Origin of the sequence: Yersinia mollaretii ATCC 43969 (assembly GCF_013282725.1) — a bacterium.
Classification (GTDB): Bacteria; Pseudomonadota; Gammaproteobacteria; order Enterobacterales; family Enterobacteriaceae; genus Yersinia; species Yersinia mollaretii.
Genome location: NZ_CP054043.1, coordinates 3421705 through 3444385, shown reverse-complemented (window position 1 = coordinate 3444385; position 22681 = coordinate 3421705). Strand labels below are relative to the sequence as shown.

Genomic DNA, 22681 nt, shown 5'->3' with positions numbered 1-22681 from the left:
TTTCTGTGTTACTCGTTAATACTTATTTGTATTGAATAGAGTAAACCACGTTGCTGACAACAGTACCGGCAGTGGTTGTGCCATCAGCATAATATTGGACTGCATACGGCAGTGAAGCAGAACCCGTAGCAGCATCAATATAAGTCGTGCTGGTCGTCTGGTTGCTGTTACCAGCTTTAATTGGTGTCATGGCGTTAGACGCATCCAGCAGTTCCAGACTAACCTGACCGGCAGTACCGCTTACATTTTTCAGGTGGCCGGTAACCACATCGACACTTGGACCCGCTTCGAAGAAAGCAGAAACTGTTTTCAGGGTGCCAGCACAGTTGCTCAGTGCCATGCTAAAGCCGGTGCTGCCTGCAACCTGGTTAGCAGAAGTCAGTTGGTTAGTACCTACTGTCGGCAGTACTACTGTTGCATCTGCACCCTGACCATCGACGGATACGTCACAAGTAGATGCTGTCAGTTCACCGTTAAAAGTGATGGTACCGGTAGAAGCGGCTTGAGCAGCGTTAACACCCGCGAATGCAGCAACGATTGAGGCAATAATAGCTAACTTTTTCATTTAAATTTCCAATTAGTAATAGATGTATGAGTTAAATAACTCGGTACTGTTGTGTGTTAATTCGATTGTGGTTATTCCACAAGAATCCATTAGATATTTATTTATCGCTGCTGGACAATAAGACCAGTTGATGAGTTCTTTTAACAATCCAATAAATGTCGAAACTCAATGTGTGTGCTTGGTAGCGAAAACGATACTTTAAATATCTTTTAATAGTAGGAGTAAAGCGCGTTTCTAATATTCACAATGTCCGTACTGTATATAAAGCATTTTAGAAACTTGAAATGTCCTTATCGCTGTACTCTCTTGCTATGGATTGAAGTATACGCGTTCAATTCATCTAGTAAACACCAATATCACAGATCAATGGTCTGCAATCAAGGTAAATTACCAGTATTATATTCCGTTATTGATGTGTAGCAATGTTTTTTATATCGTACGCGTATAAAAAGACAACCGTTAATATTGATTTAGATCATTTTAGTAGATTATTATGTTTTTAATTTAAAGAATAAAATAATCCATTTCATCACATCAATGAAAATAATCTTATTATTCCGGTAATTAAGCCTGATAATTAAAAATAAAATTCCTACGCAATTGTAGGAATATGATTATATATTGAGCCATTCCAGGGCGAGGACACTATAATTAGCCAGCTTTTTTTTCAGTGAATAAAATCTAATGCATTGTTTTTTAATTAATAAATTAAAATTCAAGCGTTTTAATAACGATTAAGGAACATTTAAAGGTCAAGTACTGAGGGAAAACCTTGCTGAATCACTAAGCTCACTTACTCACTTGATTTATTAAACTTAAAAACATGAAATGCATGAAATAAAAAACTTAAAAATATAAAAATATAAAAATTAAAACCTAGCGAAACTATCCTTGATTTCTAAATAAATGACATATAGATGATAATTATTATCATCCATAGCATAAAATCAAATGATATAGATAATGAGTGACAAAGGGCAGAATATAAAATGTGAGCGGGGACTTGAATGATATGAAACATATAAATACCACTACTTACAAATGGAAATGCAACACATTCACACAGGTTTAATAAGTATTTAATACCATTTGATGATGTAGGTATTTATAACAATGTCAAAATTAATAATTGTCTGAAGTTTATATATTCATTAACGAGTTACAGCAAAAGTCAGACTTTTGCACCACAAATTAGCTCATTAAATGTACCATTAGTGCTTCTTTTATGAGCTTTAATGTGTAGAATGCCGCTCTCCAGAAGGATTTTAGTCAATGCGTTAACCAAGGAAAGCCATTCACCTCATATTTCAGATACCCCTATGTTTAAGACTATAATCCCCGTTATGATTGCGATTACCTCTTTGTATGCATTTTCTGCTTCAGCGAGCACTCATCAGAATGTTGTTAATTCATCATCTACTCTGCAAGCCTCAACCCGCTCCGCTACTGGGCACAATGAGACGCAAAAACTCAAAAAAATCCTGACCCATTATGACAAGTGGGAAGGCGTCAGTTACAAGCTCGGCGGGAACACACGTAAAGGTATTGATTGTTCTGCTTACATGCAGCGCGTTTTTGAAGATGAGTTTTCCCTGAGTTTGCCAAGAAGCTCCCAGGAACAAATGAAACAAGGCTCTCGGATCACTAGAGAAGCTATAGATACAGGCGATCTGGTTTTTTTCAAGACCTCACGACAAACACGACACGTGGGTGTTTACATCGGTGAAGGCAAGTTTGTTCATGCATCCAGCAGCGTGGGCGTCACCATATCAAAACTCGATAATAAGTATTGGGGGGCACGATATGAGCAGGCACGGCGTATTAATAATGTCTAGGCATAAACTCACTACCAACGTATTCGGCCACTGAGGCTATTTATTTTTTGGCTTGTCCCATATCGAGTACGAACCTTGGAGTCCCTATGCCGTCTAAAACTTTCGAGTTACAGCTATTGTGGGTTCGTCTGAATGGAATGTAGGTCGAAGTCATAAAATGCAGGTTCATTTGCACTTAATCTGGGTTTTCCACTCCGAATAGATGCAGATAATTCGGGTCGAAAAACGCGATAAATGCAGGTTTGTGAATTTATAAATGTGGGTCGCTACACCTACTTAGAACAAAAAACACCTGCGGCATACCATCATGAAATTTAAATCGACCATAAAACCCTATACCGGCGCGGCTGGTGGTTGGGGTTCCCTTGAAGCCACCACCCGCTTTGTACTGGACAGCAAACAAGCGCTGAAAAATATCCGGAACTTGCTGCGCGTCAATCAGGTGAAAGGCTTTGACTGCCCCGGTTGCGCTTGGGGCGACGACAACCACAGCACCTTTAGCTTTTGTGAAAATGGGGCTAAAGCGGTCAGTTGGGAAGCGACTCGCAAAGCGGTAGAGCCACAATTTTTTGCCGACCACAGCCTAAGCACACTGCGCCAACAGAGCGACTATTTCCTTGAGTATCAAGGGCGAATTACCCACCCGATGCGCTATAACCCACAAACTGACCGCTACCAACCGATCAGTTGGGAGAGCGCCCTCGCCTTGATTGCTAAGCACATTAATGAGTTAGATAGCCCAAATCAGTTGGAGCTATATACCTCGGGTCGCGCCAGTAACGAAGCCTCTTACCTCTATCAGCTTTTTGGCCGCATGTTGGGGACCAACAACTTCCCTGACTGCTCAAATATGTGCCATGAAGCCAGTGGCACCGGGCTTAAACAGAGTATCGGTGTCGGTAAAGGCACCATTCGGATGCAAGATTTCGAGCTGGCAGACGCCATTTTTGTGTTCGGACAGAATCCGGGAACCAATCACCCGCGCATGTTGCATAGCTTGCGCCATGCTAAAGATCGCGGAGCGCGGATTGTCAGCTTCAATACCCTACGCGAGCGCGGATTGGAACGTTTTGCTGATCCGCAAAACCCCATTGAGATGTTAACGCCTAAATCCTCGCCAATCAGTTCGGCCTATTTCCAACCCAATCTGGGCGGAGATATGGCGGCGGTACGCGGCATGGTGAAAGCCCTGCTGGAGAACCATCGTCAACAACTCGCATTGGGGGAGCCGGGCTTATTCGATCAAGCATTTATTGCGGCGCACACTCAGGGGATCGATGGCTATCTGGCGGCGGTCGATAGCACCTCATGGGGGCTAATCACGCAACAATCGGGCCTGAGCGAAACGCAAATCCGCCATGCTGCGGATATCTATCAGCACGCCGAGCGCGTGATCCTGACATGGGCGATGGGCATTACACAGCATAAACACTCTGTTATCACAGTGCGGGAGCTGGCTAACCTTCAACTGCTGTTCGGTCAGTTAGGTAAGCCGGGCGCGGGTCTGTGTCCGGTGCGAGGGCACAGCAATGTGCAGGGTAACCGCACCATGGGCATCGATGAAAAACCCTCCGCCGCGATGCTCCAGCGCTTAGGCCATCATTTTGGTTTCACCCCACCCCAAGCGGCGGGCCATAATACGGTGGAAGCGCTGGAGGCGATGCTGCGCGGGGATGTCCGCGTGCTGATTGCCCTTGGCGGCAATCTGGCGGCAGCGGCACCCGATACCGAGCGCACCGCACAAGCTTTGCGCAATTGTGATTTGACGGTGCATATCAGCACCAAACTCAATCGCAGCCACCTAATAACCGGTGCTGAAGCCCTGATTCTGCCGACATTGGGCCGCACTGAGCGCGATATACAAGCCAGTGGTTCGCAATTTATTACTGTCGAAGACTCTTTCAGCATGGTGCACGCCTCCGAAGGGGTGGGTAAGCCGCTGGCGGAGACTCAACATTCCGAAACCGCCATTGTCTGTGGCATCGCCCATGCCGTTTTCGCCCAGCAAGCTACCGTCAGTAATCAACCCACCGCCAAGCCGTCGCTTGATTGGCTGGCATTGGCAGATGATTACAATCTGATTCGTGATCATATTGCGGCCACCTTACCTGGTTTTGCTGATTTCAATGCCCGTTGCGAGCAACCCGGAGGCTTCTATCTGGGGAGTGCAGCGGCTGATATGCAGTTTGCGACACCGAGTGGCAAAGCGGAGTTTTGCGCCTCCGCCCTACCGGAGAGCCTATTCCCACCCATGTCGGGCGAAGCCGCGCCCTTTGTGTTGCAGACCTTACGTTCACATGATCAATACAACACAACGATTTATGGCCTCGACGATCGCTATCGCGGTGTTTATGGTCAGCGGGAAGTACTGTTTATTAACCCGCAAGATTTGGTGGCGTTAGCCTTAGAGGATGGCGATCTGGTGGAGATCGAAACCCTGTGGCATGACGGCATCACCCGTAAAGTCAGCGGATTCAAACTGGTCAGCTATGATATCCCGCGTGGCAATCTGGCGGCGTACTATCCTGAAACCAACCCGCTGGTGCCGCTGTCCAGTTTTGGTGATGGCACCCATACGCCGACGTCGAAATCCGTGCCGGTCACTGTCCGGCGCTGGTTACCGCCAGCCTCGGCGCGTATCGCCTGAAGGTATGCCCCCGAACTGGTCCTGATGGACCAGCCATCAGGGGCTGTGGATAGGCCCATGAATTTAACTGAGAATTTCCGTTCAGCATGATATGCCGCTTGCCCGATGGGGCTGATTCGCGTAAAACTGTCAGCCGGATTAATCCCACTCACTACACCATTCACTGGACGCTATGTTTCAAGATAACCCGCTGCTGGCGCAGCTAAAACAGCAACTTCACACTCAGACCCCGCGCGTTGAAGGCGTAGTAAAAGGTACTGAGAAAGGCTTTGGCTTTCTTGAGGTAGACGGACAGAAAAGTTATTTTATTCCGCCGCCGCAGATGAAAAAAGTGATGCATGGCGATCGGATTATTGCCACCCTGCACACCGATAAAGATCGTGAAATTGTGGAGCCAGAAACACTGGTTGAGCCATTTTTATCGCGCTTTGTGGGTCGCGTACAACGAAAAGATGATCGCCTCTCTATCGTCCCTGACCACCCACTGCTGCGTGATGCGATTCACTGCCGTGCAGCCACTGATCTGCCGCATGACTTCCAGACCGGTGATTGGGCCGTCGCCGAAATGCGCCGCCACCCATTAAAAGGCGATCGCGCTTTTAATGCTGATTTAACCGCCTTCATTACCCACGGCGAGGACCATTTCGTCCCTTGGTGGGTCACTTTAGCGCGTCATAATCTGGAGCGTGAAGCCCCAGTGATGGTGGAATCCGCACTGCATGATACTGATCTGCAACGTGAAGATCTCACCGCACTCAATTTTGTCACCATCGACAGTGCCAGTACTGAAGATATGGATGATGCGCTGTATGTGGAAGACAAAGGTGACGGTTCCCTGTTGTTGACCATTGCGATTGCCGACCCGACGGCTTATGTCGATGAAAACAGTGAGTTGGATTTAATCGCCCGTAAACGCGCGTTCACCAACTATCTGCCGGGCTTTAACATCCCCATGCTGCCACGGGATTTGTCCGACAATCTCTGCTCTTTACGACCTAATGAGCGCCGTCCGGTGCTGGTGTGCCGTGTCACCATCGCCGCTGATGGGGCTTTGGGTGACGACATTCGCTTCTCTGCCGCGTGGGTCGAATCCAAAGCCAAGCTGGTGTATGACGAAGTCTCTGATTGGCTGGAAGGCCAAAGTGACTGGCAGCCGCAAAACCCAGAAATTGCGCAGCAAATCACCCTGCTGAAACAAGTTTGTGAGGCCCGCAGCCAGTGGCGTACCGAACATGCGCTGGTATTTAAAGATCGCCCAGACTACCGCTTCCTGCTGGGTGAAAAAGGCGAAGTGCTGGACATCATTGTTGAGCATCGCCGCATTGCGAACCGCATTGTTGAGGAGTGCATGATTGCCGCCAATGTCTGCGCCGCCCTTGCGCTGCGTGATAATCTTGGCTTTGGCATTTATAACGTGCATACCGGATTTGATCCGGCACTGGTTGAGCAAGCAGCGACGGTACTGCAAGCCAATGGCGTCGAAGCTGACCCACAAGCGCTGCTGACTCTGCCGGGCTTCTGTGAGTTGCGCCGCCATCTTGATGCCTTGCCAACCCAGTTCCTCGACAGCCGTATCCGCCGCTTCCAGACCTATGCTGAAATCAGCACGGTGCCAGGTCCACACTTTGGTTTGGGGCTGGAGGCTTATGCCACTTGGACATCGCCTATTCGTAAATATGGCGATATGGTCAATCACCGCCTGCTAAAAGCTATTATTACCGGCCAACAAGCGGAGAAACCGCAAGATGAGATCACGGTGCAATTGGCTGAACGTCGTCGCCTGAATCGCATGGCTGAACGCGATGTCGGTGACTGGTTATATGCCCGTTATCTCCAGCCGATGGCTGGCACTGAGACTCGCTTCCCTGCGGAGATCATTGATGTGACCCGTGGCGGTTTGCGCGTGCGCTTGCTGGATAATGGCGCGGTGGCCTTTATTCCCGCACCCTTTATTCATGCCGTTCGTGATGAGATGGTGTGCAGTCAGGAAACTGGCACCGTGCAGGTTAAAGGTGAGACGGTTTACAGCCAGAGTGACAAAATTGAAGTTTGCATTGCTGAAGTTCGCATGGAAACCCGCAATGTGGTTGCCCGTCCGGTGGCTTAATATCGTTTATGACCTGAAGTTATCGTGAATCCTATGACAAACCGTGGTGATGTAAAACATCCCACGGTTTTTTCAATTCTGTGCCACCCCGTTCAATTAACTCCCCTTATCCCTATCCGCAGACTTATTCATGCCAATATAGCAATATGTAAAAAAGTGCTACCAATTATGACGTAAAAACATTTTACACATCACATTTTTCACTTTCGCTACTTTTCTTTCACATCAAAGCTCCTATGTTAATGGATCGTAAGATCCCCCTACAAAACGAAGGAGTCGTTACCCATGAAGAACGTCAAGACTGTCGTCATTTGGCTGACCGTGGCGTTAATAGGTGCATTTGCCTTTGCCATGCTGGCACTTAGCCGGGGTGAGCATGTTAATGCCATCTGGTTGGTGATTGCATCGGTGGCCTGTTACAGCATTGCTTACCGCTTTTACAGCCTCTTTATTGCCAAAAATGTCTTTGAACTGGATGATCGGCGTCTAACGCCGGCAGAACGCCGTAATGATGGTTTGGATTATGTTCCGACCAATAAGTGGGTGCTGTTCGGCCACCACTTCGCCGCCATCGCTGGGGCCGGGCCATTAGTCGGGCCAATTCTCGCCGCGCAGATGGGCTTTTTACCCGGCACTATCTGGATTCTGGTTGGGGTGATGATGGCCGGTGCGGTACAGGATTTCTTGATCCTGTTTATCTCCACCCGCCGCGATGGTCGCTCCCTCGGTGAGATGGCAAAACAAGAGCTGGGCGCCTTTGCTGGGGTGATCACCATGCTGGGCGCATTGGGCGTGATGATTATCATCTTGTCCGCGCTGGCATTAGTGGTGGTGAAAGCCTTGGCCGACAGCCCATGGGGTCTGTTTACCATCGCCGCCACCATCCCAATCGCCCTGTTTATGGGTGTCTATATGCGATTTATTCGCCCCGGTAAAATTGCTGAAGTGTCATTAATCGGTTTCGTGCTGATGATGACCGCCATTATTTACGGCGGGAATATCGCAGTTGACCCCTATTGGGGGCCATTCTTCACCTTGCACGGCACTACCCTAACGTGGGTGCTGATTATCTATGGCTTTATCGCCTCAGTATTGCCAGTGTGGCTGCTGCTAGCGCCACGCGACTACCTCTCCACCTTCCTGAAAATTGGCGTCATTATCGGTTTGGCCGTGGGGATCGTCTTCGCCATGCCTGAAATGAAGATGCCCGCCGTCTCACGCTTTATTGATGGCAGCGGCCCGGTATTCTCCGGCAGCTTATTCCCGTTCCTGTTTATCACCATTGCCTGTGGTGCCATCTCTGGCTTCCATGCACTGGTGGCGAGTGGGACTACACCAAAACTGGTTGAGCGTGAGAGTCATATCCGCTTTATCGGCTACGGCGCGATGCTGATGGAGTCCTTCGTCGCCATCATGGCGCTTATCTGTGCTTCGGTTATCGATCCGGGCGTCTACTTCGCCATGAACTCACCGGCGGCGTTGATCGGCACCACGGTAGAGAGTGCCGCGCTGGCGATCAATAGCTGGGGATTTGTGGTGACGCCAGAAACCTTGACGATGATCGCCCAAGATGTCGGCGAGAAGTCGATTCTGTCTCGTGCGGGGGGCGCGCCGACCTTTGCTGTCGGCATGGCCCATATCATCAGTGAAGTCTTTAACAGCCGTAACATGATGGCCTTCTGGTATCACTTCGCCATTCTGTTTGAGGCGATGTTTATTCTGACCGCCGTTGATGCCGGAACCCGTGCTTGCCGCTTTATGGTGCAGGATTTGGTTGGGGTCGTCGTCCCAAGCATGGCCAATAACCGCTCATGGCTGGGTAACTTATCGGGCACTACGGTCGCCGTGGCCTGCTGGGGCTTCTTCGTTTATCAAGGTGTGGTCGATCCACTTGGCGGCATCAATACCTTGTGGCCACTGTTCGGCATTGGTAACCAGATGTTGGCATCAATGGCGTTGATTTTGGGGACCGTGGTGCTGTTTAAAATGAAGAAGCAGCGCTATGCTTGGGTAACCATCGTGCCCACTATTGGGCTGTTTATCACCTCAATGACGGCGGGCTTCCAGAAGATTTTCCATGAAAAACCGAGTATTGGCTTCTTGGCTCAAGCACGGAAATTCTCTGCCGGTGTTGAGCAAGGGGTATTAATCGCCCCCGCTAAGAGCATTAAAGACATGGAAACTATCGTCTTCAACAACCAGATCAATGCGGCGTTATGCGCCTTCTTCATGCTGGTGGCGGTGACCATGTTGATTTCATCCGTGTTTGTGGTGCGTCGTGCGCTGAAATCCAGCAAACCGACCACTCATGAAACTGAAATTGTATTCCGTGAGGAGGCTGTCCGTGGCTAATGCAGGTATCCCCTTTCGTCCACGATCCGCAAGTGCGTCGCGCCAGATTACGCGCTGCATTCCGCTGGTGCCGGTGGTCGCTCACCCCACCCATTTGCGGGCCTGGGTGCGCTTGATTGCACAACGCGTGGCGCAGAGTTTTCGGCTGATGGTGGGCGTACAGGATTATGGTAATTATGTGAATCATATGCGCCGCCATCACCCAGAGACACCGCCAATGAGTGAACGGGATTTCCACCGCTACTGTCTGGATGCTCGTTTCCCTAGTCAGGCGGGTAAATTAGGAAAATGCCCTTGTTGATGTCATGACACTGGCATTTAGGTGACACCGTAACGCCCTGTTGGATATTCGCAGGGCGTTTTTCTTTTCTTATGCAAAGTACCGCTATCATGCAAAAACACTTATCTCACTAGCTGAGAATGGCCGAACCAAATGCCCCCTGCCAATCTTGCTCAAACTGTTCGACTGCCGCTTTTACTGCTGGTGTGCTGATAAATAGCTCAGCCACATCCACCGGAATAGTGACTGATTGGCAGCCCGCCAGCAGGCAGTCCAGCACTTGGCGTGGGGTGCGGAAACTGGCCGCCAGCACTTTTGCACTCGGTGCATGTAAGGTCAGCAACTGTTGCAATTCACGAACCATCGCGATGCCATCACCGCCTTGTGCATCTAGCCGATTGACATAGGGCGCAACATATTCTGCCCCCGCTAGAGCTGACAACAAGCCTTGCCCTGCGCCATAGACCGCCGTGCCGAGTGTCGGAATCGACATCGCTTTCAGTTTTTTAATCGCCGCCAGCCCCTCAGCAGTTGCCGGAACTTTGATCACCAAACCGGGGACGCGCTGCGACAACAGTACCGCTTCAGACACCATTAGCTCGCTATCACTGGCCAACACTTGCGCGAAAAGTTTGCCCGTACCGCCCAAAGCATCACGTAGTGCAGGCAACACTTCCCAGATAGGTTTACCTGCTTTTGCCAGAATACTCGGGTTGGTGGTGACCCCTTGCAAGGGCAATATACGTGCCAGCCGTTTCACTGCGGCCACATCTGCGGTGTCGAGATAAAGCTCCATAAAAACCTCCGGTTTGGATGAGTTAAGCGACCAGACAGGTGAAGCAAACACCCTAACTGAGCGAATAGATTAACAAAGAATCATTAGCTGCAATCATAGACTAATCCCCCATCAATAATGTGATCCTTATCAATTAACTTTCATTCGAAAGTCAATTAAACTTCAAACGAAGTATTTTACTGTTTTCGTTAACAGCAAATAAGTCACTGACCGCGTTGTGGTGAGCTTCACTTTTACCTTAGGAATACCGCGTATTATCCGTGCTATTTAAGGTATTATTTACCCATGCTAGCGTACCGCTATCATTGACAGCATGACTATTCAGTACATTTATCCCTCTGGAACACCATGAACCCAAGACAGCAGGCAATTTTACAATTGGTCAATGACCGGAAACGAATCAGCGTCAATGAGTTGGCGCAGGTTACCCATGTCTCTGAGGTGACTATCCGACAGGATCTCAACGTGCTGGAGAAACGAGGCTTACTCAAACGTGTCCACGGTTCAGCGGCGGCCCTTGAGAGCGACGATGTGGATGTCCGCATGATGACCCATTTTGCGATGAAGCAAAAATTGGCCCATTATGCCGCCTCGCTGGTCAATGACGGTGAGACGGTTTTTATCGAAAGTGGCAGTAGCAATGCTCTGCTAGCGCATCATCTGGCTCAACGCCCAGGGATCACACTGGTGACCGTCAGCGGTTACATTGCCCGCCAATTAAAAGATTCTGCTTGTGAAGTCATTCTGCTCGGCGGCATTTATCAGAAAAAAAGTGACAGTATGGTTGGCCCATTGACGCAACTCTGCCTGCGCCATGTCCATTTCAGTAAGGCGTTTATCGGCATTGATGGCTATCAAATCGATACCGGATTTACTGGGCGCGATATATTGCGCGCGGAAGTCATCAATAGCGTGTTAGCCAAAGGTGCTGAGAATATCATTTTGTCCGATGCCTCAAAATTTGGTTTGGTCCATCAATACCCATTAGCGCCGCTATCCGCCATTAGCCGGGTGATCACCGATAGCCGCCTACCCGCTGACTATCAACAGCAGTTGATGGCCGAAGGCATCCAAGTCGATATCCTCAGTGAATAACACAGATTAACGGAGTCACACAGTGGCAGACATTATTTTCACGCGTGAGCAAACACAGCGTATGGCGCAGAAAATTCAGCGCTATTTGGAGCAAGAACACAGCATTGAACTGGAGGATTTTGACGCGGAGTTTTTACTCGAATTTATCAGCCGTGAGTTAGGCGCACACTACTACAACCAAGGCATTAATGATGCCATTGCCCAAGTAGAAGCAAAGGTATTGGACATCACTGACTCGGTACTATGGCTGGAAAAACCCGTGCAAGATTGAGGACGGGTCTCCTTAACCATTCAGCATTTACTGCCCGTAATAAGCATTTTTCCCGTGTTTACGCAAATAGTGTTTATCCAGCAGTTGCGGTTGCATGTCACCTAATTGTGGGTTCAATTGGCGGGAGAAAATCCCCATATAGGCCAGTTCTTCCAGCACCACGGCATTGTGAACCGCATTATCCGCACTGCTTCCCCAAGCAAACGGCCCGTGCGAATTGACTAAAACCGCAGGCACATCTTCTGGCTTAATACCCCGTTCATGAAATGTTTCGACAATCACATTGCCCGTTTCCCACTCATAGCGACCGGCAATCTCCTCGGAGGTCATCTGGCGGGTACAGGGAATGGTGCCATAGAAGTAATCAGCGTGTGTCGTGCCCCATGCGGGTAAATCCAGCCCAGCTTGCGACCAAATGGTGGCATGGCGTGAATGGGTATGAACAATGCCGCCCACTTGCGGAAAATTAAGGTAAAGCACTCGATGAGTATCTGTATCTGACGAGGTTTTTTTGCTGCCCTCAACCACTTTACCGGTATCCAACTCCACGACCACCATGTCATTCAGTGTCATCACATCATATTCCACGCCGGAAGGTTTGATGACCAGCAAACCACTTTGTCGATCAACGGCGCTGACATTGCCCCAAGTGAATGTCACCAAATTATGGCGTGGCAGAGCCAGATTAGCGGTAAGGACTTGCTGTTTCAGTTCGTTGAGCATCGTCATATCCTGAATAACTGAATTTGACTCATTTTCAGCGCCACAGCTCAGAACAGGTATGGGATAAATAGCTATAAACTGCGTAAGGATCGGCTGGAAAGCACACACTGAGAGTTGTATGTGTCAAAGAGTCATATTTTATTTAGCACAGACAATGAGTTAATCGTGTCTTTCAACTCGGATAATGCCTAATTAGTCCCTTCACCCAGCCAAATTAAGACTATTCACCTATTAAATAACACTCGGAGATTTATACTTGTTTCTATCGGTGACAAAAGGACTTTTCAGTAATAATTCCGAATTTAAGCCTAAACGGCATTTTTTATTCTAAACACTTACACATTGAGACTGCGGCTAAAATTGATACAACGCCTATACTTAGTAGGGTCAGTTCAATTCGGCACAGATAGATCAGGACATATACATTCAATGTATATCACCTGATCTATCTGTACCGAAAGCTAACGTCAGGAGAATTGCTATGATGAACACTAAACGTTTTGCGACCGCTGCATTAGCACTCACGCTAGCCTTATCACTGTCTGCTTGCTCAAACATGTCCAAACGTGACCGTAATACCGCCATTGGTGCCGGTGCGGGTGCGGTAGGTGGTGCGGTACTGACGGGCAGTACGTTAGGGACATTAGGCGGGGCCGCGATTGGTGGGGTTATTGGCCATCAGGTCGGCAAATAACTTTATCCTTCGTACTTGGGGCTGTGCCGTTGTTAGCTACACTCTATCACCCGAATCACTGACATAAGTCAGCTCATTGGGATTCATTCGTTTGCTGCCTAGGCACAGACTCAATTACTTTGGATAAAATGTAGTCGATGTAGCGCTTGTACGTTACTTTACATACGGCGCTTAAATATAAGCGCCGTGATTATTATAATATTCTCAGTGGTATTAACTCAGCCACCCGCCAGCTTAACTTTCATTCCTTTGGCTTCTAGCAGTTGCTTTAACAGATCGCGTTTATCGCCCTGAATCTCAATGACGCCCTCTTTCACCGAGCCACCGCAACCACATTTTTTCTTCAGCTCAGCCGCCAGTTTCTCTAGCTCGTCATCACTGCCGTCAATGCCGGTAATCAAACTGACGCCTTTTCCTTTGCGACCACTGGTTTGGCGCTGAATGCGAACAATACCATCACCTTTTGGCCGTTCAGTCTTAACCTCAGGTTCACTGATGCGGCCAGTGCCAGTTGAATAAACCAGACGGCTATTATCATTGCTCATTATGCCACCTGATTCAGTGAGGCCAGAATGTCACTCAGCGTCTTTTCTGGGTCAGGTGATTGGGTGATCGGGCGGCCTATTACCATATAATCTACACCCGCGACAACAGCCTGTTCGGGGGTCATGATTCGGCGCTGATCACCCGCTTCACTGCCCTGCGGACGAATCCCTGGCGTCACCAGTTTAAAATCTGTGCCACATACCTGTTTCAAGCGTACCGCTTCATGGGCAGAACAGACTACGCCGTCCAAACCGCAATCCCATGTCAGTTTCGCCAACCGCTCTGCATGTTCAGCTGGGCTGATATTAATACCGATATCACGCAAATCTTCGCCATCCATGCTGGTTAATACCGTCACGGCAATCAGCAAGGGGGCTTGTGGACCATAAGGTAACAGCGCTTCTTTCGCGGCAGTCATCATGCGAGCACCACCACTGGCATGGACATTCACCATCCATACGCCAAGCTCTGCGGCAGCGGCGACGGCGTGCGCTGTGGTATTGGGAATATCGTGGAATTTCAGATCGAGAAAGACGTCAAAACCGCGTTGTTGAAGATCACGCACCAGTTGCGGGCCAAATAAGGTAAACATCTCTTTGCCCACTTTTAACCGGCAATCCCGTGGATTAACACGATCAGCAAAGGCTAACGCAGCGTCTTTATTAGCATAATCCAGTGCAACCACGATGGGAGAGGAGATCGAGCCACTGTTATTAGTTTTAGTTGCAGACGTCATTTTTAAGCCTTTTTCAGTCAAAAAATAAGGATAACACTGACATTCTACAGGGTGTGCCACTGAAATTACAGCGGTCGGGCAGCACGGCGTTTGCCACTGTTGTGTCAGGCTTTGGCAGGATGGGTCAATTGACGTCAAGCGGGCGCCAGCAGCATACCCAGAGTTAAGTAAACTAGTTTCAAGAAGCGTAAATTGTTAATCAGATAATTTGATTGATATCATCAGTTCTTTGTGATTTTCATTCAATGCCAATGCGGTATCATTCACTCCATCGCAAGACATTGATTGTCTGGCAAACAAATAAGTCAAACCTTAACTATACAAATAATATGTCATAAATGGAGTTTCACATGAAAAGCATCAAATACATCGTTCCCGCATTGGCTCTCTTTCGCCTCATTTGCAAGCATTGCAGCAACACAAATTCAGCATTCACCATCAACTGGATTGAATGAAATTGGCGTAGTTTCAGCAAGCAGTGCCGGTACATTGACTGATTTAGAGAATGCGCTGGCGAAGAAAGCTGAAGATGCTGGTGCAACCTCCTTCCTGATTACCTCAGCTACCGGCAATAACAAACTGCACGGTACCGCTGTCATTTATCGTTAAGTCTTACCCTTCCTCGGGTTAAGTCTGTGTCTACCGCCAAAAGAGTGCAAAAGCGCTCTTTTGGCATTTTCTTATGTGAATTTTTTGTGACAGTTGTGTTATCCCCTAGACAGTTCTTCTTCCCTCGCTTAGCTTGGTGTTTTCCCCTAAGTTGAAGGTTATATAATGAGCGAGATATCGACATTAACCATTAAAATCCCTCTGGAATTAAAAGAGAAAATCAAAGCGGCCGCCTTAGAAAAACAGTTTTCTCTCAGTACCGAAGTCTGCGAAAGATTAGAACAAAGTTTTGAGGTTGATGTTAAAAGTACCAAAGGCAGTCGTAAAGAGGCCAAATTGCATCACGGAGAGATTGATAACCAAGGTGTAGAAGAGATTTCAGAGCAGCCGTTAAGCCAGAAAGAGTTGAAGAAACTACGCCAATTACTGAAAGCTCCTCCGAAGAAAAAGTAAGTGACCCACTCCTTTATTGCCGCGTACCCAATAGATTTCGAGGTGCGGGAAGGCGGCAAGTGAGTGCATCCCGATGAGCTGACATCAGTCAGTGATTCGGGTAAGCGAACGCGGCCAACACACCGGCAACTTGAAAGATGACGGGTATTATTATTGGCCATCCAGCCCACGGATAGGCTTAACCGAGGCCCAAGCACGGCAAGACGGACAGTGCCAGTAAAGTGAGTGAGCCGTAAAACCACACTTATGGCAGCGATAGCGGGGTTTGGTCCGAATCTGTTCGCCGACCATATCCCGCAGCAACAGCAAGCTCTCTTTCGCTCGCCCTTCTTCTGCATCAGCCAAGTGATAATCCATCAAACGATAGAAAACACGCATGGTCGGATGGCGTTGCAATTGACGGTTAATATAGGTTTGGGCCACATCACGGCCTTCATGCTGCTCCAGAATTTCTGCCAGCATCAATTCAGCCGTTGCACCGGTATTATCTTCGACACAGCGCTTAAGAAAATTAGCCCACGCTTCAGGCTGCTGTAAGTGTTGGTAGCAGTCATTGAGCATCGGCAGTGCTTCACTGACCACCTCTTTATCTTGCTCCAGCACGCGCTCCAGCGCTTCCACCCCTTTGGCATACTCGCCCTTGGCGATATGCACCCGACCTAGCATGATCGACACGCGGGCGCACTGTTTGTCAGCAGAGGCCGCTTTTTTCAGCAACCCCATCGCCTTATCCAAATCATCACTTCCCATGGCTTGCAGTGCCAGTTCGCAATAAAAATGAGCTATCTCTAGACGCTGATTATCTTTGCCCATCTTGACCAGTTTTTCCGCCACTTCAATAGCGTTATTCCAATCACTGGTAGCCTGATAAATGACTAATAACTGCTGTAATGCACCGAGCCGAAAGTCTTGCTCCTCAACTAATTGATTGAACATATCTTCGGCACGATCATAAAAACCCGCCGCCATATAATCGCGACCAAGCTGTTGGATAGCCAGCAGGCGTTGTTCGAATGTCAGGGAGGCGCTCTCCATCAATGCCTGATGGATGCGGATAGCGCGGTCAACTTCGCCACGTGAACGAAACAGATTGCCGAGCGTCAGATGTGCTTCAACCGTTGAACTGTCTTCTTTCAACATTTCAAGAAACAGATCAACCGCTTTATCTTGCTGATTGGAGAGAAGGAAGTTAACCCCTGCCACATATTCGCGTGACAGGCGGTTGGCATCCTGCTGTTTATCCTGCTGAGCACTTCTACGCCCCATATACCAGCCATAAGCGGCCGCGACGGGCAACAGCAGAAACAGCATTTCTAACATAGAAAATTATTCCTTGCTGACAGCGGCTGTAGGCACAGTTGCACGGGATTCAGTCGGTGGCTCTTGCTGTGATTCAAGACGCTTAATTTTCCGCTCTGCACGGCCCAGTAAAATGCGGACTCGCAGATAAAAAAGCCCACAAATAACCCATCCCAGCACTAAACCCGCCGCAAAAAGCGTTGCCAATAACGTAGATACCCGATATTCGCCTTGAGCCAATAAATAGTTAAAGGTCACAACCTGATCGTTATTCGCCCCTAACGTGACTGAAATCACGAAAATCACCAGCACTAACAAAAAAATTAGCAAATATTTCACGTTTTTTCCTAAAGGCCGAATCAACCTGATGAATTATGCCAAAAATGTGGCGTCGTTACTTAATAAATTAGCACTTCCTTACTCAGCAAAGAACCCTGCACCAAGATAAAGCGCCGATTCAATCGCTAATCGATAATTTTTTAAGCGGCCGGAGGGCTAATCGCTTAGTCTTCCTTATGCTCTCGCTGCTCGATTTCACGCTGTTCTGGCGGTGTAATCGTGAGCGGACCTAACCAACGTTGCACCAAACTACAAACAATCGCGACCAATAACCCGCTAATCAGCGTCGCCGCCACCAGATCCCGTGGCCAGTGCATACCTAATACCAAGCGGCTCATCATGACACCCTGCGCCCATAGCATCAGAATGATAACCGTTTTGTAATGCCGACGCGGCCATAACAAACCCACCGCTAACAGTGCCCAACTGGCAGCAAAAACGGTATGACCTGACGGGAATGCAAAGCCAGTTTCAAACTGCCAGTGACTGTTTAACCACGGCGGAATAAGGGATTGGCTCTCCAATTGCTGCTTGACCAATGCACTGCGTTCAGCACGGGGTAATGAATAGAAATAGCGATTATCAATTTGATGTTCAGCTTCCAGCCATACCACAAAAGGTCGAGGCTCTTGCACCTGCTCTTTAATCAATGATTTCACGCCCTGACCTACAAGAATGACGCAGCCCAGTATCACCAGCAAGGCAATGGCTGGCTTAATTCGAAAGCGCAAGCACCACAAAAACCAGCCGCTGAGTAACGCGCTGGTCACTATCCCCCATGGCGCAGTCACGGTTTCTGTGATCCAGAAAAGCGCTTTCAGCCAACTTTCATTACCACCGGGTTGCCACTGCCAGCCAGCTAACCAGATAACAAGGGTTGGCAGCAGTAAGATAAATGTTCCTGCACTAATGCGTTTTGCTATATTCCACATCTGAGATCCTTTCTGGCGACGTCCACATTCTATAAACCATGGTGATAGCACAATTTGCAACGATGCTATAGCGATATAGTATAAGTTTCCCTAGCCATTGATAATATAAACAATTTTTTCATATTATCGAAATAAGTTCCCACCTGAGATGTTCTCTTGGCTTATCGCTGCTTTGTTGAACAGCAGTCCGTCGGAAGTTATGGCAATATAGCTAATAATTGCAGCGAGATTTTTTATTTAATTCTATCCCTAAGACAAAGATGTATCGGGTAGATCGCTGATTAGAGCGGGTATCCACAGTAGGATAGCAACAAACTCCCTAAGGGGCTGAAATTATAATATGAACAGTAAGATGCAGCTAAAACGTGTAGCAGAAGCCAAATTACCCACCCCTTGGGGTGATTTTTTGATGGTTGGTTTTGAAGAGTTGGCCACTGGCCATGACCATCTGGCCTTAATATTTGGTGATATCAGCGGCGAAGAGCCTGTGCTCTCCCGAGTTCATTCTGAGTGTCTGACCGGTGACGCACTGTTTAGCCTGCGCTGTGACTGTGGTTTTCAACTAGAAGCTGCACTGGCACATATTGCCGAAGAGGGCCGTGGCGTGCTGATCTATCATCGTCAGGAGGGCAGAAACATTGGCTTGCTGAATAAGATTCGCGCTTATGCCTTGCAAGATCTGGGCGCTGATACGGTTGAAGCCAACCATCAACTCGGTTTTGCCACCGATGAACGCGATTTCACCCTGTGTTCAGATATGTATAAATTATTGGGCGTTAAGGCCGTGCGCTTGCTGACAAACAACCCGAAGAAGGTCGAGATTCTTACTGAAGCGGGGATTAATATCGTCGAACGCGTGCCACTGATCGTCGGCCGGAATCCGAAAAACGAACACTATATGGCGACCAAAGCGGCTAAAATGGGCCATTTATTGACTAAGTGATGTGGTGCCAACCCGTTGCAGAGTGTGGAGGGTGATTTCTCAATCACCCTTTTTATCGTCACGATATCGCAGTGACAGTGTCACTAAAAACTACAACATTTTACGAATTACGTAATGCAAAATGCCGCCATTTTCGAAATAAGCCAATTCATTACCTGTATCGATACGGCAGTGAGTATTGACTATTTGCTGTCGTTCGTCAGCATAGGTTATGGTCACCGGCACGGTCTGCCCAGGGGAGAGATTTTGTAACCCACTGACACTAATGGATTCGTCTCCTGCCAAACCCAGTGTTTTACGGTTTATCCCCTGTGGAAACTCGAGCGGTAAAATACCCATGCCGATTAAATTAGAACGGTGAATGCGTTCAAATGATTCGGCAATCACCACCCTAACCCCCAATAATCGCGGCCCTTTGGCTGCCCAGTCGCGACTGGAACCCGAGCCATACTCCTTGCCCGCAATAACGGCCAGTGGCACATTTTCCTGTTGGTAGCGCATTGCCGCATCATAGATAGCCATCTTATTCTGCGACGGAATATGTCGGGTCATCCCCCCTTCGACACCCGGCACCATTTCATTGCGAATACGGATATTGGCGAATGTCCCGCGCATCATCACTTCATGGTTACCCCGACGTGAACCGTAGGAGTTGAATTCACTGATTTCGACCCCGCGATCGCGCAAATAACGGCCCGCAGGGCTGTCCAACTTGATATTACCTGCGGGTGAAATGTGGTCAGTGGTGACTGAATCAGCCAAAATCGCCAAAATACGGGCATGGTGGATATCCTGAACGGGCTCAGGTAAGGCTTTCATCTCACTGAAGAAAGGCGGTAAGCGGATATAAGTGGACTCATTTTGCCAATCGTAAGTCGATGTGCTTTCGACCTGAATCGCCTGCCAATCTTTGTCGCCATCAAACACGGCGGCATACTCCTTACGGAACATGTCGGTTTTGACCTCCTCAACCGCTTTGGCGATTTCAAGCCCGCTCGGCCAGATGTCCTTCAAATAAACCGGGTTACCCTCAGGATCGTGACCCAGCGGGTCTTGAGTCAAATTGACATTCATATTTCCGGCCAATGCATAGGCGACCACCAGCGGCGGTGAGGCGAGCCAGTTGGTTTTCACCAACGGGTGAATGCGCCCTTCAAAGTTACGATTCCCCGAGAGCACCGCACCGACAGTTAAGTCTCCGGCTTTGATGGCTTTTTCTATTGGTTCCGGCAATGGGCCAGAGTTACCTATACAGGTGGTGCAGCCATAACCCACCAGATTGAAGCCCAAATTGTCCAAATAAGGGGTTAATCCCGCAGAATTAAGGTATTCCGTCACCACTTTAGAACCGGGGGCCAACGAAGTTTTCACCCAAGGTTTAGTTTTTAGCCCCTTCTCTGCCGCTTTTTTGGCTAATAGCCCCGCCGCCATCAGCACGCTCGGATTGGAGGTGTTGGTACATGAGGTAATGGCTGCGATCACCACCGCACCTTGTGCCAATTCATGAGTTTCCCCCCCAAGGGTGAAGGAGACCTGAGCCACTTTATCTTTTTGACTATTGAACTCCAGCTCTTCAAAAGCCTTAAATGCCAGCGGAACTTTTGGCAGTGCTACGCGGTCCTGAGGACGTTTCGGCCCCGCTAGACTGGCTTCAACAGTGCTCAAGTCCAGTGATAGCTGACTGGTAAACATGGGTTCATCACCCGGATTGCGCCATAGACCTTGCGCTTTACTGTAAGCTTCAACCAAAGCAATTTGCTCATCACTGCGGCCACTTAAACGCATGTAACCCAGCGTCACATCATCGACGGGGAAGAAACCACAGGTGGCACCAAATTCCGGCGACATATTGGCAATAGTGGCACGATCCGCAAGCGGTAAATCCGCCAGACCGTCGCCGTAAAACTCAACAAACTTACCCACTACGCCATGTTTTCTCAGCATTTGCGTGACGGTCAGCACCAAGTCAGTGGCGGTGATCCCTTCGCGCATTTTGCCGGTCATTTTGAAGCCCACCACATCGGGGATCAGCATTGAGACAGGTTGGCCCAGCATCGCCGCTTCCGCTTCAATCCCTCCGACACCCCAGCCAAGAATCCCTAAGCCATTGATCATGGTGGTGTGGGAGTCCGTCCCCACCAACGTATCAGGATAGGCGACACGTTTATCACCCTGCTGTTCGTGCCAAACGGTTTGCCCCAGATATTCCAAGTTAACCTGATGGCAAATACCCGTGCCCGGCGGCACAACCCGAAAGCGGCTAAAGGCTTTTTGCCCCCAACGGAGGAAGATGTAGCGCTCGTGGTTACGTTCCATCTCTAAGCGGACGTTCTCACCGAACGCGGCTTTATCACCAAACTCATCGACCGTCACCGAGTGGTCAATCACTAAATCCACGGGTGACAAGGGGTTCACCTGCGCCACATCGCCCCCCAGGCGTGCGACCGCTTCACGCATCGCGGCCAGATCGACCACGGCAGGTACGCCGGTAAAATCCTGCATCAATACGCGGGCGGGTCGATAAGCGATCTCTCTATCGGCATGACCTGTTTGTTGCCAGGCAACAATGGCTTTAAGGTCCGCCTCCTGAACCTGTTCACCATCCAGATGGCGTAGCAGGTTTTCCAGCAAGACTTTCAGTGACTTAGGTAAGCGGCCGATATCCCCCAGCACTGCCGCCAACTGCGGCAGGCTGTAGTAGTGATATTCGTGATTTAGGGCAACCAACTTGGCCATACTCGTTTTTCGCAGATCCAACGACATAGTGCCTCCATTGTTTCTTATATGTGTTCTAAGCCAGCATTCATCTCAAGGGGTGTATCCCCTTAAAATTATGTGGTCTGGATTAAATATAACACAAAGAAATGTTAACATTTTGGCAACAATGGCGATCTTTGGTCGCGATAGGTGGAAACGAGAGTAGCCAGTACTCGTCGAGGTCATATGTGAATTAAATTAATATTTCTATATTTGCCGAATTTTAATTTTATATGAAATATTTAGACACGAACTCGTTTGATTATTTTATGCAATATTTATCTATATAAACTTATTTATCGCTTAATAAAACTAATGAATTAAAAGAGTTAATCAGAGATTTAACTTGACCCTATTACTGCTTTTTAAATACAGTTAAAGCAACATATAGTGTTATTTATTAAACAGTAACACTGTATAAGTCACGCCATATATATAACAAGAGATAAATAAATATGACTAATACCAAGAAAACATCTGCATCTGTAGCTTCACAGGCAGCACAAATATTGAAAGATCCTAATGCTTCCGCTATCCAAAAGAGTCTGGCAGGGTCAGCACTTTCCCAATCCAGAACAGATAACCAAACCGGCGCACATATGGAAGATGTGGCATCACAAGTTCTGGCAAGCCCTAAGTACAGTGAACAGACTAAAACGTTGGCGGGTTCTGTACTCGCTCAAGCCAATAAGAAACGCTAGA

General features: G+C 48.5%; 20 protein-coding genes and 1 pseudogene. 12 read left to right on the top strand and 9 right to left on the bottom strand.

Features of this window, described 5'->3' with window-relative positions:
* Nucleotides 1-22 precede the first annotated feature (22 nt).
* Nucleotides 23-565 (bottom strand): fimbrial protein, encoded by a 543-nt coding sequence (locus HRD69_RS15380; RefSeq protein WP_004877429.1) that lies wholly within the window; start codon nt 563-565, stop codon nt 23-25.
* A gap of 1244 nt (nt 566-1809) precedes the next feature.
* Here HRD69_RS15380 and HRD69_RS15375 point away from each other — a divergent pair.
* The 5 genes from HRD69_RS15375 (at nt 1810) to HRD69_RS15355 (ending at nt 9807) form a co-directional block, all read left to right on the top strand.
* A complete protein-coding gene (locus HRD69_RS15375) occupies nt 1810-2400 on the top strand; it encodes an NlpC/P60 family protein (protein ID WP_244263007.1) in 591 nt (196 codons plus the stop codon).
* Between the two features lie 307 nt (nt 2401-2707).
* Nucleotides 2708-5047 carry an FdhF/YdeP family oxidoreductase gene (locus tag HRD69_RS15370; RefSeq protein WP_004877435.1) on the top strand — a complete coding sequence of 780 codons (2340 nt, stop codon included), beginning with the start codon at nt 2708-2710 and terminating at the stop codon, nt 5045-5047.
* 172 nt (nt 5048-5219) lie between these two features.
* Nucleotides 5220-7154, top strand: coding sequence for an exoribonuclease II (locus HRD69_RS15365; RefSeq protein WP_004877437.1), 1935 nt, complete (start codon nt 5220-5222; stop codon nt 7152-7154).
* 285 nt (nt 7155-7439) lie between these two features.
* Nucleotides 7440-9506 carry a carbon starvation CstA family protein gene (locus HRD69_RS15360; RefSeq protein ID WP_004877439.1) on the top strand — a complete coding sequence of 689 codons (2067 nt, stop codon included), beginning with the start codon at nt 7440-7442 and terminating at the stop codon, nt 9504-9506.
* On the top strand, nt 9499-9807 hold the full coding sequence (locus HRD69_RS15355; RefSeq protein WP_032815446.1) for a YbdD/YjiX family protein: 309 nt from the start codon (nt 9499-9501) through the stop codon (nt 9805-9807). The genes HRD69_RS15360 and HRD69_RS15355 overlap by 8 nt, the downstream gene beginning before the upstream one ends.
* 109 nt (nt 9808-9916) lie before the next feature.
* On the opposite strand, the gene fsa is transcribed toward HRD69_RS15355, so the two are convergent.
* Nucleotides 9917-10582, bottom strand: coding sequence for a fructose-6-phosphate aldolase (gene fsa, locus HRD69_RS15350; RefSeq protein WP_032815447.1), 666 nt, complete (start codon nt 10580-10582; stop codon nt 9917-9919).
* Between the two features lie 348 nt (nt 10583-10930).
* On the opposite strand from fsa, the gene HRD69_RS15345 reads away from it, so the two are divergent.
* Nucleotides 10931-11677 (top strand): DeoR/GlpR family DNA-binding transcription regulator, encoded by a 747-nt coding sequence (locus HRD69_RS15345; protein ID WP_004877445.1) that lies wholly within the window; start codon nt 10931-10933, stop codon nt 11675-11677.
* A gap of 22 nt (nt 11678-11699) precedes the next feature.
* Nucleotides 11700-11948 (top strand): DUF2164 domain-containing protein, encoded by a 249-nt coding sequence (locus HRD69_RS15340; RefSeq protein WP_004877447.1) that lies wholly within the window; start codon nt 11700-11702, stop codon nt 11946-11948.
* Nucleotides 11949-11975: 27 nt separating this feature from the next.
* On the opposite strand, the gene araD is transcribed toward HRD69_RS15340, so the two are convergent.
* Nucleotides 11976-12671 carry an L-ribulose-5-phosphate 4-epimerase gene (araD, locus tag HRD69_RS15335; RefSeq protein ID WP_032815448.1) on the bottom strand — a complete coding sequence of 232 codons (696 nt, stop codon included), beginning with the start codon at nt 12669-12671 and terminating at the stop codon, nt 11976-11978.
* A 481-nt stretch (nt 12672-13152) separates the two neighbouring features.
* On the opposite strand from araD, the gene osmB reads away from it, so the two are divergent.
* Complete coding sequence (gene osmB / locus HRD69_RS15330) at nt 13153-13365, top strand: osmotically-inducible lipoprotein OsmB (RefSeq protein WP_004877453.1); 213 nt, start codon at nt 13153-13155, stop codon at nt 13363-13365.
* A gap of 218 nt (nt 13366-13583) precedes the next feature.
* Here the strand turns inward: osmB and yciH are convergent, their stop codons facing one another.
* Together yciH and pyrF are read right to left on the bottom strand one after the other, a co-directional pair.
* Nucleotides 13584-13910 carry a stress response translation initiation inhibitor YciH gene (yciH, locus tag HRD69_RS15325; protein WP_032815449.1) on the bottom strand — a complete coding sequence of 109 codons (327 nt, stop codon included), beginning with the start codon at nt 13908-13910 and terminating at the stop codon, nt 13584-13586.
* A complete protein-coding gene (pyrF, locus tag HRD69_RS15320) occupies nt 13910-14647 on the bottom strand; it encodes an orotidine-5'-phosphate decarboxylase (RefSeq protein ID WP_032815450.1) in 738 nt (245 codons plus the stop codon). Before pyrF ends, yciH begins: the two co-directional genes overlap by 1 nt.
* Nucleotides 14648-14997: 350 nt before the next feature.
* On the opposite strand from pyrF, the pseudogene bhsA reads away from it, so the two are divergent.
* Nucleotides 14998-15256 (top strand): annotated as a pseudogene (gene bhsA / locus HRD69_RS15315) (multiple stress resistance protein BhsA).
* 165 nt (nt 15257-15421) lie between these two features.
* Nucleotides 15422-15709: a hypothetical protein gene (locus HRD69_RS15310; protein WP_004877461.1), complete on the top strand. Its 288-nt coding sequence runs from the start codon at nt 15422-15424 to the stop codon at nt 15707-15709.
* Nucleotides 15710-15859: 150 nt separating this feature from the next.
* Here the strand turns inward: HRD69_RS15310 and lapB are convergent, their stop codons facing one another.
* The 3 genes from lapB to pgpB form a co-directional block, all read right to left on the bottom strand.
* Nucleotides 15860-17029, bottom strand: a complete 1170-nt coding sequence (lapB, locus tag HRD69_RS15305) for a lipopolysaccharide assembly protein LapB (RefSeq protein WP_004876193.1) — start codon at nt 17027-17029, stop codon at nt 15860-15862.
* 6 nt (nt 17030-17035) lie between these two features.
* Nucleotides 17036-17347 (bottom strand): LapA family protein, encoded by a 312-nt coding sequence (locus HRD69_RS15300; protein WP_032815083.1) that lies wholly within the window; start codon nt 17345-17347, stop codon nt 17036-17038.
* A gap of 164 nt (nt 17348-17511) precedes the next feature.
* Nucleotides 17512-18279, bottom strand: a complete 768-nt coding sequence (pgpB, locus tag HRD69_RS15295) for a phosphatidylglycerophosphatase B (RefSeq protein WP_004876195.1) — start codon at nt 18277-18279, stop codon at nt 17512-17514.
* A gap of 352 nt (nt 18280-18631) precedes the next feature.
* Between pgpB and ribA the strand changes: the two genes are divergently transcribed.
* Nucleotides 18632-19222, top strand: a complete 591-nt coding sequence (ribA, locus tag HRD69_RS15290; protein WP_004876196.1) for a GTP cyclohydrolase II — start codon at nt 18632-18634, stop codon at nt 19220-19222.
* 90 nt (nt 19223-19312) lie between these two features.
* On the opposite strand, the gene acnA is transcribed toward ribA, so the two are convergent.
* The gene (gene acnA, locus HRD69_RS15285; RefSeq protein WP_032815084.1) at nt 19313-21985 is read right to left on the bottom strand and encodes an aconitate hydratase AcnA; all 2673 of its coding nucleotides are present in this window, start codon (nt 21983-21985) and stop codon (nt 19313-19315) included.
* A gap of 449 nt (nt 21986-22434) precedes the next feature.
* On the opposite strand from acnA, the gene HRD69_RS15280 reads away from it, so the two are divergent.
* Nucleotides 22435-22680, top strand: a complete 246-nt coding sequence (locus HRD69_RS15280) for a hypothetical protein (protein WP_004876198.1) — start codon at nt 22435-22437, stop codon at nt 22678-22680.
* Nucleotide 22681: the final 1 nt, after the last annotated feature.

Excerpts from the sequence above, each read along its gene's own strand:
- HRD69_RS15380 (WP_004877429.1), bottom strand. The coding sequence starts at position 565 with ATGAAAAAGTTAGCTATTATTGCCTCAATCGTTGCTGCATTCGCGGGT.
- HRD69_RS15375 (WP_244263007.1), top strand. The coding sequence starts at position 1,810 with ATGCCGCTCTCCAGAAGGATTTTAGTCAATGCGTTAACCAAGGAAAGC.
- HRD69_RS15370 (WP_004877435.1), top strand. The coding sequence starts at position 2,708 with ATGAAATTTAAATCGACCATAAAACCCTATACCGGCGCGGCTGGTGGT.
- HRD69_RS15365 (WP_004877437.1), top strand. The coding sequence starts at position 5,220 with ATGTTTCAAGATAACCCGCTGCTGGCGCAGCTAAAACAGCAACTTCAC.
- HRD69_RS15360 (WP_004877439.1), top strand. The coding sequence starts at position 7,440 with ATGAAGAACGTCAAGACTGTCGTCATTTGGCTGACCGTGGCGTTAATA.
- fsa (WP_032815447.1), bottom strand. The coding sequence starts at position 10,582 with ATGGAGCTTTATCTCGACACCGCAGATGTGGCCGCAGTGAAACGGCTG.
- HRD69_RS15345 (WP_004877445.1), top strand. The coding sequence starts at position 10,931 with ATGAACCCAAGACAGCAGGCAATTTTACAATTGGTCAATGACCGGAAA.
- araD (WP_032815448.1), bottom strand. The coding sequence starts at position 12,671 with ATGCTCAACGAACTGAAACAGCAAGTCCTTACCGCTAATCTGGCTCTG.
- osmB (WP_004877453.1), top strand. The coding sequence starts at position 13,153 with ATGATGAACACTAAACGTTTTGCGACCGCTGCATTAGCACTCACGCTA.
- yciH (WP_032815449.1), bottom strand. The coding sequence starts at position 13,910 with ATGAGCAATGATAATAGCCGTCTGGTTTATTCAACTGGCACTGGCCGC.
- pyrF (WP_032815450.1), bottom strand. The coding sequence starts at position 14,647 with ATGACGTCTGCAACTAAAACTAATAACAGTGGCTCGATCTCCTCTCCC.
- HRD69_RS15310 (WP_004877461.1), top strand. The coding sequence starts at position 15,422 with ATGAGCGAGATATCGACATTAACCATTAAAATCCCTCTGGAATTAAAA.
- lapB (WP_004876193.1), bottom strand. The coding sequence starts at position 17,029 with ATGTTAGAAATGCTGTTTCTGCTGTTGCCCGTCGCGGCCGCTTATGGC.
- pgpB (WP_004876195.1), bottom strand. The coding sequence starts at position 18,279 with ATGTGGAATATAGCAAAACGCATTAGTGCAGGAACATTTATCTTACTG.
- ribA (WP_004876196.1), top strand. The coding sequence starts at position 18,632 with ATGCAGCTAAAACGTGTAGCAGAAGCCAAATTACCCACCCCTTGGGGT.
- acnA (WP_032815084.1), bottom strand. The coding sequence starts at position 21,985 with ATGTCGTTGGATCTGCGAAAAACGAGTATGGCCAAGTTGGTTGCCCTA.
- HRD69_RS15280 (WP_004876198.1), top strand. The coding sequence starts at position 22,435 with ATGACTAATACCAAGAAAACATCTGCATCTGTAGCTTCACAGGCAGCA.